Source organism: Bacteroides sp. 1_1_14 (assembly GCF_000162515.1).
Lineage (GTDB): Bacteria > Bacteroidota > Bacteroidia > Bacteroidales > Bacteroidaceae > Bacteroides > Bacteroides thetaiotaomicron.
On record NZ_GG774703.1, the window covers coordinates 351,210 to 364,183 of the forward strand.

Genomic DNA, 12,974 nt, shown 5'->3' on the forward strand with positions numbered 1-12,974 from the left:
ATTCCGTTATGGTATGACTGAAAACAAATGTGAAATCAAAAATTCCTGTTCACGCTCTGATAAATATGAATAATAAAAGAATAATTAAGGTAATTTTACGGTGTTGTAAATCAGCTTTTTATCCTTTGCACTTTTTTGTATTTGTTAGCTTATGATTTATAGAAACGTAGGAACTTTGTTAACATCATCTTTGTTTTGTATAAAGTTAATTATAAAAAAAAATGAAGCGTATGGAAAATGGTGTTATGATGCAATATTTTGAATGGCATCTCCCGAATGACGGGAAGTTATGGAAACAGATAAAGGAAGATGCGTCGCATCTTCGTGATATAGGTGTGACTGCTGTTTGGATTCCCCCTGCTTATAAGGCCGATGAGCAGCAAGACGAAGGATATGCGACTTATGATCTGTATGACTTGGGCGAATTTGACCAAAAGGGAACCATAAGAACTAAATATGGTACGAAAGATGAACTGAAGAAAATGATTGACGAATTGCACAAATATCATATTGCTGTTTATCTGGACGTTGTATTGAATCATAAAGCGGGTGGTGATTTTACTGAAAAGTTTATGGTAGTGGAGGTCGATCCCAAGGAGAGAACCAAGGCTTTGGGTGAGCCGTTTGAGATACAAGGGTGGACCGGGTATAGCTTTCACGGACGTAAGGACAAACATTCGGATTTTAAATGGCATTGGTATCATTTTTCCGGGACGGGTTTTGATGATGCGCAAAAGCGCAGCGGTGTTTTTCAGATACAGGGAGAAGGAAAAGCTTGGAGTGAGGGCGTGGATAGTGAGAACGGTAATTATGATTTTCTGTTATGTAACGATATTGACTTGGACCATCCGGAAGTTGTATCTGAATTGAACCGTTGGGGAAAGTGGGTTTCCAATGAATTGAATCTCGACGGAATGCGTCTGGATGCCATTAAACATATGAAAGATCAATTCGTCGCACAATTCCTCGATGCGGTGAGGAGTGAAAGAGGCAATGATTTTTATGCCGTAGGTGAATATTGGAATGGTGACCTGGAAGCATTGGATGCTTATATAGAAGCTGTTGGGCACAAAGTAAACCTATTTGATGTCCCGTTACATTATAATATGTTCCAGGCATCACAGGAAGGTAAAGACTATGATTTGCGGGATATTTTAAAAGATACTCTGGTTGAACATCATCCCGATCTGGCTGTAACCATTGTTGACAATCATGATACGCAACGCGGAAGTTCTCTTGAATCCAATGTAGAAGATTGGTTTAAACCGTTGGCTTATGGTTTGATTTTGCTGATGAAGGAAGGTTATCCATGTCTGTTTTATGGAGATTATTATGGTATAAAGGGGGAGAAGTCTCCTCATACCCGGATTATTGATATATTGTTGGATGCGAGACGAAAGTACGCTTACGGTGATCAGATAGAATACTTCGACCATCCTTCAACGATTGGCTTTATCCGTACAGGAGATGAGGAACATAATGGCTCCGGGCTGGTCTTCCTTATGTCTAATGACGAGGCGGGAAGTAAAATAATGAGCTTGGGTGAGAAACATAAAGGCGAAGTCTGGCACGAAATAACCGGAAGTATATCCGAAGAAATAACTTTAGATGAAGAAGGAAATGGAGAGTTCTCTGTCGAATCCCGTAACCTGGCTGTTTGGGTGAAGAAGGATTAGGTTATGGTACTTATATAATTAATTATGAAGATGCTTGTTACAGTTGTAATCAGGTATCTTCATGATTTGTATGAAAGTCATTTGCAGACAGAAAGATTCTCTGTATCTTTGCCGCCATGGCAGAAAGAAGCGAACTACATACGAGAAATAAACACAATGGACAATATGATTTTTCATTGTTGACAGAGAATTATCCACCGCTCAGAAAATTTGTACTTCTCAATCCTTTGGGAATACAAACAATCGATTTTTTTAATCCACATGCTGTGAAAGCGCTGAATAAAGCATTGCTGATAAGTTATTATGGTATCCGCTACTGGGATATTCCAAGGAATTATTTGTGTCCGCCTATCCCCGGGAGGGCAGACTATGTTCATTATATTGCCGATTTAATTGATCCGGAGAGAGTCAGTAATACGGCAAATGAAGAGAATGGAGATAAGCCAAAACGACAGTGCAGATGCTTGGATATCGGTGTAGGTGCAAATTGTATTTATCCGATTATTGGGCACGTTGAGTATGGATGGATGTTTGTGGGTTCCGATATTGATCCGGTATCCATAGAAAATGCGCGTAAGATAGTGACTTGCAATCCTGTATTAGCACATAAGATTGATTTGCGGCTTCAGAAAGACAATCGGAGGATTTTTGACGGAATCATTGCTCCCGATGAATATTTTGATGTAACAATTTGCAATCCTCCGTTTCACAGTTCGAAAGAAGAAGCAGAAGAGGGGACATTACGTAAATTGAGTAGTCTGAAAGGGGAGAAAGTAAAGAAAACCAAATTGAATTTCGGTGGAAATGCGAATGAACTTTGGTGTGAGGGTGGAGAATTACATTTTTTGCTGAATATGATTTCTGAGAGCCGGAAATACCGGAAGAATTGCGGTTGGTTTACAAGTCTGGTTTCTAAGGAGAAGAATCTGGATAAACTATATGCTAAATTAAAAGCCGTCCATGTATCGGAATATAAGATAATTCGAATGTGTCAGGGTACAAAAAATAGCAGAATTTTGGCTTGGCGATTTTTGGAATAGCTGATTTTGTTTTTTCGATAAACGGATATTTTTAAAGAAGATTATCTGTATAATGAAAAAATATTGATGATTAAGACCGTTATTTGTTATAATGTGCCTGGATTTGTTGTTGTTTTCGATAATAGAGTCGTTTCTCTCTCTGTATATTCTATATGAGTATTAATTCCCCTTTCTCCTTTTCTTTGATATGCCGATATTTGTAGTATGAGATTATAGTGCTAGGAAATATCAAATCAAGGGAATATATGTTTGTTGTTAGATTGAGAAACTATTTACATTTGTCGTTTTTGGTTATATTTTTATTGTTTTCCTCCTGTATTGATGAGTTTTATAAAGATACACCTAAAGAGGGATATATAACAATTACCGGTATCAATACACGTGCCTATACAGGAGCCTATCCGGGTGACGGGCTCGATGATAAGGTTGAAACTCTGCGTATTCTGGCTTTCAATAAGACAAGTCGCATCTGCGAAAGTAATACTTTTTATTATGGAGATGTGCTGGGCGGAAATACGCTACGGCATCCGATTAATAAGGGTGAATATGATTTTGTCTTTTTGGCCAATGAACCTCATAATACAATTGTGAAGGCGGTTCTTGACAATATAACTGATTATGATGCACTAAAGTCAATATCCTATCCGGCGGAGTTCTTCGATTCGGAACGGGTTATACCTATGATTGCGGAAAATAATAGTATAAAAGTGCTGGCTGATGGAAACTTGGAGGTAAATGGTGTTGCATCTACCAAGTTGACAGTAGGACTCAGACGCTTGGCGGCACGTGTGGATGTGGTTTTGAAATCGAAAGTCGATTTTGGTGATGCCAGTTCGAGTGAATTTGAAGGAATTACTTTTTCTAATATACCGGATAGAGTGCCTTTGGTATATGGCTTGCCTAGTGATTGTTTACCCAGTTCCTGGGCGTATGCCGATCCGGTTCTTCCTTATGGTGGAACGGCCATAACCAGAAATGTGGAACGTAAACTCACATTAGCTGATAATGCCGACTGTTTTAAAATAGATCCCACTTTATTGACCACTGAGGATAAAAATAACGATTTAGTCTGGGCTGTTAAAGTTAAAAAAGTAATTCTGCCATCTAGCTTCTTTTCATCGAAGTCCGACGAGACGAATGCGATAAATTTTACTGTTAACCTGATTGACAAGTATAGTCCTTCCTGCAAATTGAAGATTCTGTCCGACCCGGATTATACATTACCGGCAAATGCGAAACTTGATTTGACAGGTATCATAAGAGAACCTTTAGAAGTAAATATACAGCCTTCTCCGTGGATTGACGATGGAGATGATTGGGAAATATCAGGCGTCCGTGTTCTGAATGTATCGCATATACAGGCTAAGATGACGGATATGAACGGAGTCCGGATTTCTTTCTGGTCCAATATGCCGGTAGTGAAGGTGTTGGGCACAGTAAAGAAAGAAGGTGAAGCGAATGAAAGAGCAACTAATACAGTCTTTAACTGTTTGGCAGTAGATGATAATAATCCTGATCCTTATCGTTTCTTTTATGATTCGGCTTCGGGCAGCGGATATATGGATTTACTGGTTGACGGAACAAATACCACCGGTTTTGGTACGCATGACAGGACCGAGAATATGAGTGGTACATATACATTGACTTTATCTGCAGCAGAGGATACTAATGGTAAGAATGCATTGCAGAGGAAGATAAAGGTTACCGTCACACAAGAAGGTTTGCGATTTGTGCACAATCCTACGGCAAATCAACATGGTTTGTTCAATGCAGCATTTTTTAAACATAACCAGAAAGGAGAACGTATTATAACAGGACAGCATCGATTGGATCAAACATGGTCTGTTAGTGTACCTGTTGCCTATCAAAACTGGCTTGTTGTGAGCGCGACTCCCAGCTTTGATCCGAATATTGGAACAGAATCACCGGGTGATGCGGAACATTATCCGGTAACTCTCAATCCGTATAGGGGAGAAGATGGTACTAGTATCTCAGGTCTCACCGGTCGTATATATTTCCGTATTGGCGTTAAGGAAAATGCCGATTTTGTACCAACTAAAGAATCCGAGCCTAAATTTGGATATATCAATTTGTCATATTATCCGGGATGGCGGACAACAATGAAAATTTATATTCGTCAGGGCGAAGCCGGTGCTTATATATATGCACCGGGGGATGCTATTTCGGGAACTGTATGGGGAGCGTGGAATGGAGGTACGGATATTACTACACATGTGAGAGAAGATATGCGTCTTTTATCGACGAATGCCCGTAGGGGAGCAGCTAAGTTCTCTGCTTTAAACCTGACAAGCGAGAGGTTAGCAGGGAATACGAATCCGGATTATGAGAATGTGAACGTAAAAGGTGCTCGTTTTGTAGACTTCCCTTCGCAGGCGGGTGCATTCTTTCAGTGGGCGGTCGATTTGAAAGGCACTACTTCCGGTATGACTGATTATTACCGCAGAGCTTTTAATCCCTCGAAGTCATATCTTGTTTCAGGATTCCCTTGGGGATATGGGGAATTTCCGATCATGTGGGATGGAGATGTCAGTGCTAATATCCCTGCATATAAAGAACAGTTTGAAGTTTGCCCTCCGGGATATCGTCGTCCGACGGATGGCTATACGGATAAAATATCTTATAATGGATATTATGATTATTTGCCGGATGAGGGTACTACGGGTACTGCCACGAATTATAAAGATCAAATAGAGTATTCAGAATTAAGGGTTTCTTTATTTAATGTACCTTTTGCAGGAAATGCGGCTTCAAGTGCAGACTACGCTACAGCTTTTACTACTCCTTTTAGTGGAACTGGTAATACAGGTCCTGGGACATATCCTTACGGAGCAAACAAAGATATGCTTGCCCGGAAACAACTAAAAGGAACAACTTATACATTTTATTCGGACGGATTTTTCGACAGACGTCCGATAAAAGAGGCTTCGAATGGAAACTATGGCGTATCATTAGGAAATAGTAATGTTGCTTATCAGGGAGTATTGTATTTTAATCCCGATTCCGGAACGAATGCATCTGTCTTTTTTCCGTCAGCCGGTCGTCTGAATAACACAAGTGGTGCTTTGGAAAGTAGGGGTAGTACCGGATACTATTGGTCGGCAAGTGTAGGTCCTCCTTATATGAGATCGGAATTGCAGAATCCACCTTATGACAGGAGAATACGTTATGGAGCCTGGTCGCTTGAGTCTGCATATAATTCTCATAATTTCAGATTGTCATATCAAGGTTTTGCTCAAAGTATACGTTGTGTGAAAGAATAAGAACTTTTCGGCTTACGATAAAAATACCGGAATATCATCCGTTGAGGGGTTGGCTTTTTAGTCAACCCCTTATTTGTGCGTACTCTCTAACAACAAAGCTGCTGTTTTAAGAAGAAATCTTTATTTACTCTAATAAGATTCTAATAGGATTCTAACTATTCTCTAACAGGCTCTCCGAAGGGAGCCGTCTATCTTTGTGCCCGGAAATCCGGTTACTAACTTAACTTATGTTTAATTATGATGATGAAGAGAGAGTTACACACATTTATTATTGGCAGTGTGTTGTTTTTTACCGCATGCGGGGATAAACAGGAATCAGAGCAAAAAAGTGGCTATCGTATACAAGGTGACACGGTCTATATTGCAGATCCTCTTTTACTTGAAAAAATCAAAGTATCAGTGTCTGAACTGAAACCCTATTCCAAGAAGGTGATAACGTCCGGTGTGGTGCGTCCCATTCCTCCCCGTTATGCTTATGTTGCTCCTCCATTTGCAGGGAGAGTCACAAAATCTTATGTGCGTATCGGACAGTCGGTACGTCAGGGAACACCTTTATTTGAAATCAGTTCCCCCGACTTTACTTCTGCACAAAAGGAATACTTTCAGGCACTTTCGTCCAGGGAACTTGCTAAAAAAGATTTGAAACGCAAAGAAGATCTGATAAGGAATGGTGTCAGTTCGCAAAGAGAACTGGAAGAAGCCCAGAATGCTTTATTGATAGCAGATAAGGAGTTTGAAAACGCCTCTGCCGCATTGCGGGTATATCAGGTGGACAATCCGGCGGAAATGATATTGGGGCAACCGATGATTGTTCGTTCTCCTATTCCCGGGGAAGTGATAGAGGATAACATCGTAACAGGGCAATATCTGAAAGATGATACCGAACCGATAGCTATTGTTGCCGACCTGTCTAAGGTATGGATTGCGGCTCAGGTAAAGGAGAAAGATATCCGGTTTATAAATGAAGGCAGTAGTCTGGATATTGAAATTTCGGCATTGCCCGGTACGGTTATTAAAGGCAATGTGTATCATGTAGAGGAGGAGGTAGACGAGGAAACCCGGTCCATTCAGGTACTTTCGGTCTGTGATAATTTGAACGGACATCTGAAGCTGGGGATGTACACTACTGTCCACTTTCTGAGTGTTCCGGTCAGACAAATTCAAATCCCGGAGAAAGCGTTACTGCAGGGAGAAAAGGATAGCTATGTATTTGTGCAGATTGCTCCGTTGGTTTTCGTACGAACGTCGGTGACAGTGGAGACAACAGAAAACGGAATAGCGGTGATCAGCGAAGGATTGCGTCCCGGAGATAAGATAATCAGTGAAGGAGGATATTATTTAAAGTAAGAAATTATGAAGAAGGAATTAATGCTTTCAATTATACAAAAAAGATGGGTAATGCTTTGCCTGTTTGTGATGATGTGTATCTTTGGATATTACTCATGGAAACAGCTTTCGATAGAAGCATATCCGGATATTGCAGATGTCACTTCCCAGGTGGTCACTCAAGTTCCCGGACTGGCTGCGGAGGAAGTGGAACAGCAGATAACCATTCCTTTGGAACGCGCTATTAATGGGCTGCCCGGTATGCACGTCATGCGGAGTAAGAGTACATTCGGGCTGTCAATGATTACCATTGTCTTTAAGGACGGGACAGAGGACTACTGGAGCCGCCAGCGCGTACAGGAAAGATTGAATGAAGTAGAACTGCCTTATGGAGCTGTTCCGGGACTTGATCCGCTGACATCTCCCGTAGGAGAAGTGTATCGTTATATCATAGAAAGTGACCAGCACTCATTACGCGAATTAACCGACCTTCAGAACTGGGTAATTATTCCCCGTATCAAGGAAGTGTCGGGAGTGGCTGATGTAACCAATTTCGGTGGGATCACTACTCAGTTCCAGGTTGAAGTAGATCCGTCCAAACTGGAACAATATAATTTATCTCTCAGCCAGGTTGTTGAAGCCATTGAGAATAACAATGCCAATGTGGGGGGAAGCGTGTTGAATCGTGGTGACTTGGGTTATGTGGTACGGGGAATTGGATTAATCGGAAATTTGGACGATTTGGGACATATTGTAGTGAGTACTACTTCCGGAGTTCCTGTCTTTCTGAATGATATAGGTTCTTTGAAGTATGGAAATCTTGAAAGAAAGGGAGTGCTGGGATATACGGACCGTACCCGCAACTACTCTGAGAGTCTGGAAGGAATTGTACTCCTTCTGAAACATGAGAATCCGTCTAAAGTACTGGAAGATATTCATGTGGCAGTTGATGAGTTAAATAATGAGACATTGCCGGAAGGAGTGAGGATACATACTTTTCTGGATCGTACCAACTTGGTGGATACTACTTTGAGTACCGTATCCCATACCTTGCTGATGGGTATGGCTTTGGTGGTTCTTGTGCTTATTCTGTTTCTAGGCAACTGGCGTGGTGCATTATTGGTATCTATAACGATTCCTGTGTCATTGCTTATCGCTTTTATTCTTATGCATCTGACGGATATTCCGGCTAACCTTCTGTCGCTTGGTGCTATTGATTTCGGTATTATTGTGGACGGCGCTATCGTTATGCTGGAAACGATCCTTAAGAAACGTGAGGATAATCCCAAACAATATCTCGAAGAAAAAAGCATGGCGCAACGCACCAAAGAAGTGGGTCGGCCTATTCTTTTCTCAACCATTGTCATTATTACGGCATACCTTCCGCTGTTTGCCTTTGAACGTGTTGAACGCAAACTTTTTACTCCAATGGCATTTACGATGAGCTATGCAATGATTGGAGCACTGTTGGTTGCGCTCTTATTGATTCCGGGACTTGCCTATGCAATCTATCGTAAACCACATAAAATATATAAGAATAAATGGCTGGACAGACTAAAGGATAAATACATTCGTACCATTACAGGATTTCTGGAAGCTCCCTTAAAAGCCATCATTCCATCAGGACTGATTCTGACAGCGGGGATCGTGTTGAGTGTTGTCGTAGGAAAAGACTTCCTTCCGGAGCTGGATGAAGGTTCGATATGGTTACAGGTTAATCTGCCACCCGGAATTTCCGTAGAAAAGTCACGGGAGTTATCCGATACTTTGCGTGCCCGTACGATGAAGTATTCCGAAGTAACTTATATTATGGTACAGGCGGGAAGGAATGACGACGGAACTGATCCGTTCACCCCTTCACATTTTGAAGTGTCCATCGGTATTAAGCCTTATGATGAATGGCCGAAAGGAAAACTAAAAAGGATTTGATTCATGAACTGGAAGAAGAATATAAGTTACTTCCCGGTTTTAAAGTAGGATTTAGCCAACCTATGATAGACGGGGTGATGGATAAGATAGCCGGGGCCCATAGTGAACTGGTGGTGAAAGTATATGGCGAAGATTTTCGTGAAACACGTCGTATTGCCGAAGAAATAACCAGGGCATTAGGAACTGTGCGAGGGGCTGTTGATCTGGATATTGATCAGGAACCACCCTTGCCACAGTTACAGATCAGTATGAATCGTGATGCCATAGCCCGTTACGGATTAAATGTATCCGATGTAGCGGATCTGATTGAAGTGGCTGTCGGAGGTAAAGCTATCGCACAACTTTATCAGGGTGACCGCCAGTATGGCATCACCTGTAAGTATAAAGAGGAAGCGCGGAATACTCCGGAGAAAATAGCCGGACTTATGTTGACTTCTTCCACCGGTGCAAAGATACCTCTTTCTCAGGTTGCCGATGTCAGATTGAGTGTCGGCGAAAGTACGATTACCAGGGAAATGAACAGACGCCATTTGACGGTAAAGCTGAATTTGCGCGGTCGTGACCTGACATCTTTTCTGAATGAAGCCCAGAATACGATCAATGAGAAAGTACATTATGACAAGAATAAATATACCATCAAATGGGGAGGGGCCTTCGAAAATCAAAAACGGGCTTATACACGTCTTGCTGTCATTATACCGCTGACACTGACGGGGATGTTTATACTGCTTTATGTCACGTTCGGGAAGTTCTGCCAGGCAGGACTGGTATTGGCTATTGTTCCTCTGGCACTTTTCGGAGGTATGCTTGCTCTTAATGTGCGTGGTATGACGCTGAATGTATCTTCTGCCGTAGGATTTATAGCGATGTTCGGGCTTTCCATACAGAATGGAATTATCATGGTATCGCAGGTCAATGGGCTGCGCAGGGGAGGAATGGAACTCCGGAAATCGGTCATAGAAGGGGCACGCCAGCGTTTCCGACCTATTCTGATGACTTCGGTCACTACGATACTCGGACTTTTCCCGGCTTCGTTGGCAACTGGAATCGGTAGTGATGTACAGCGTCCGCTGGCAACAGTGATTGTGTATGGATTGATGTTTTCAACCCTTATTTCTATGTTTCTGCTTCCGGTTTTCTATTATCTGGTTGAGAACAATGTTTTAAATAAAAAGAAGAACGATGAAAAAGAATATACGATATAATATAGTGCTCTTGCTGTTAATGGTGGAAGCCGTACTCATTCCGGCTTTTACGCAAATGCCTGAAATAAAGCTGGGGCAGTCTATTTCTTTCGAAGAATATCTGAATCGGGTAGGGAAAAAGAATCTGAGTTATTTAGCCGAAAAACTCAATGTGAGTATTGCTGATGCGGAAGTAATTGCCCGGAAAATCTTTCCGGACCCGGAGTTGGGATTTGAAGCAGGTAATGAGACTTTCTCGTTGGGAGTTTCCTATTCATTAGAAATGGGAAATAAAAGGGGAGCACGTATTAAGTTGGCGCGGACTCAGGCAGAATTGGAGAAACTGGTCCTGCAACAGGGCTTTCAGGATTTGAGGGCGGAGGCTGCCGACCTTTTTCTAGAAGCAATTCTTCAGCGCGAATTACTTGAAGTACAGAAAAGTTCTTATGAGTATATGTATCAGCTGAGTCAGTCTGATAGTTTACGCTATGTATCGGGAGAGATTACGGAGAATGATGTCCGGCAGTCAAAACTGGAAACTGTCACCTTGCTTAATACTGTTTACAGTCAGGAGGCGGCTTATCATTCCGCTTTGGTTTTGTTGAATAAACACATGGGGATGAGTGCTGATACGCTTCATATCCCTTTGGGAAATTGGGAAGAGCTAAGCAGGGACTTTGCTCTGTCTGATTTGGTCAAAGCGGGACTGGATAATCGCATCGACCTGCTTGTTGCTCAAAAAAGTACTGAAGTTACTACCCGGGAATATAAACTGACGAGAGCGGAACGCAGACCCGATATCGGAGTATCTGTTTCTTATGAAAGAAACTGGAACGGCTTTCTTCCTCCGTCCCGTTCTGCTACTGTCGGTGTATCTGTTCCTCTGACATTCTCGAATATAAATAAAGGAGCTGTAAAAGCTGCAAAGTTTCGGATTGCCCAATCGGAGATAATGGAAAGAGATATGGAATTGCAGATACAGGCAGAGATAACCCAGGCCTGGTTCAACTATGAGGCTGAAAAGAAAAAGATAGCTCAATATAAAGCCGGTGTACTTGAAGACTCGCAGAAGGTGCTCGACGGAATGGTATATAAATACAAACGGGGAGAAACGAGTATTCTTGATGTACTGGTTGCCCAGCGTACTTATAATGAAGTGCAACAGGAGTATCTGGAAACAATGAAAGAATATGCCGCTTCACTAGTAGCATTGGAAAGAGCTTGTGGTATATGGGATATATGCTTTTGACAGTTAAATATCCGGCTTTACTATTGTGAATTGCAGCAAAGCCGGATATTTGTATGGTTACCAGTCAGCGGTTTCACGCTTTATGTTAAATCATTGTGCGATATTCCTCCTGTTTTTTCTTAGGGAGTTTTTTGATCACTTCTTCCACAGAGTGGTCAATAAGTTCTTTGATAAGTTTGTCACTCAGGTTTATTTACTTATCTGTTTTCCGAACTTTAATCCGTACTACTGTGTCATTTTGACGAGACTGGACAATGTTTTATTACTTTCGATTGTGTATCTTTGCTGTAGTTAAAATGGACAACCGGAATTTATATACTAATAAACAGAATATTATGGAAGCGAAGTATATCACTCTGACTAAAGAGAATATCGAAAAAGAACATATTTGCTGTGCTTTCTCCGATAAGAAATGCAAGGATAGCTATGAGTTGAAAAAGACATGGCTGAAAAATGAGTTTGAGAATGGCTATGTTTTCAGACGGCTTGACGAACGTGCAAAAGTATTTATAGAATATGGGCCTGCCGAAAAAGCTTGGGTTCCGGTTAATGCACCTAACTATTTAATGATAAACTGTTTTGGGTTTCAGGAAAATATAAAGGATGCGGGCATGGCAAAGCACTATTGCAGTCTGCTGTCGAGGATGCCAAAGCACAGGGTAGGGATGGCTTGGTGACTGTGGTCGGTACCTCTAAATTTCATTTTATGGGTGATGCGAAATGGTTATTACGTCAGGGGTTTGAGACGATAGAAAAACTACCCTATGGTTTCAGTCTTTTGGCTTTGAAGATAAATTCGGCAGCTCCTGATCCGTCATTCAATGGAACAGTATCAAGTGGAGAATGTGAGGAAAAAGAAGGTGTAGTCGTTTATTATACACATCGTTGTCCGTTTGCAGAGTTTCATGTCCGTAATTCTTTAGTGAGTGTGACTGAGAACAAAGGTATTCCATTGAAGATAGTCAGATTGGAAACAATGGCACAAGCACAAAATGCACCTACACCTGCTACTATCTTTTCTCTTTTCTATAAAGGAAAGTTTGTAACGACGGATTTGAGTGCATGTATGGAGCAACGGTTTGATAAAGCGTTGGGATTATAATCTTTCTTATTACAGTATGTGTTTCTCTTTTTTGATTTTCTGTTTTTGTGCTGTTTTGCTCTGATGAGTGTGGCGGGTTAATAATTGTCTGGTGTTTATTTAGACTGGTCGGTTCGATTTTTCATGTGCTGCTCTGATCTTATGCAGATTCATTAATAGAATCGGCAGTTTATTTATATGTTGAGAT

At 41.4% G+C, this 12,974-nt stretch carries 5 protein-coding genes and 3 pseudogenes; 7 read left to right on the plus strand and 1 reads right to left on the minus strand.

Annotated elements, in window-relative coordinates; all coding sequences use genetic code 11:
* The first annotated feature begins 230 nt into the window (after positions 1–230).
* The 6 genes and pseudogenes from HMPREF9007_RS19535 (at position 231) to HMPREF9007_RS19510 (ending at position 11,685) form a co-directional block, all read left to right on the plus strand.
* A complete protein-coding gene (locus HMPREF9007_RS19535) occupies positions 231–1,676 on the plus strand; it encodes an alpha-amylase (RefSeq protein ID WP_022471040.1) in 1,446 nt (481 codons plus the stop codon).
* A gap of 116 nt (positions 1,677–1,792) precedes the next feature.
* Complete coding sequence (gene rlmF / locus HMPREF9007_RS19530; protein WP_008760404.1) at positions 1,793–2,716, plus strand: 23S rRNA (adenine(1618)-N(6))-methyltransferase RlmF; 924 nt, start codon at positions 1,793–1,795, stop codon at positions 2,714–2,716.
* Positions 2,717–3,003: 287 nt separating this feature from the next.
* Complete coding sequence (locus HMPREF9007_RS19525) at positions 3,004–5,997, plus strand: hypothetical protein (protein ID WP_225651408.1); 2,994 nt, start codon at positions 3,004–3,006, stop codon at positions 5,995–5,997.
* A 237-nt stretch (positions 5,998–6,234) separates the two neighbouring features.
* Complete coding sequence (locus HMPREF9007_RS19520; protein ID WP_008760406.1) at positions 6,235–7,344, plus strand: efflux RND transporter periplasmic adaptor subunit; 1,110 nt, start codon at positions 6,235–6,237, stop codon at positions 7,342–7,344.
* A 6-nt stretch (positions 7,345–7,350) separates the two neighbouring features.
* Positions 7,351–10,457 (plus strand): annotated as a pseudogene (locus HMPREF9007_RS19515) (CusA/CzcA family heavy metal efflux RND transporter).
* Positions 10,435–11,685: a TolC family protein gene (locus HMPREF9007_RS19510; protein WP_008760407.1), complete on the plus strand. Its 1,251-nt coding sequence runs from the start codon at positions 10,435–10,437 to the stop codon at positions 11,683–11,685. Before HMPREF9007_RS19515 ends, HMPREF9007_RS19510 begins: the two are co-directional and overlap by 23 nt.
* A gap of 85 nt (positions 11,686–11,770) precedes the next feature.
* Here the strand turns inward: HMPREF9007_RS19510 and HMPREF9007_RS25875 are convergent.
* Positions 11,771–11,875: pseudogene (locus tag HMPREF9007_RS25875) on the minus strand (MmcQ/YjbR family DNA-binding protein); the annotation flags it as partial.
* Positions 11,876–12,020: 145 nt separating this feature from the next.
* Here HMPREF9007_RS25875 and HMPREF9007_RS19505 point away from each other — a divergent pair.
* A pseudogene (locus HMPREF9007_RS19505) lies at positions 12,021–12,787 on the plus strand (N-acetyltransferase).
* Positions 12,788–12,974: the final 187 nt, after the last annotated feature.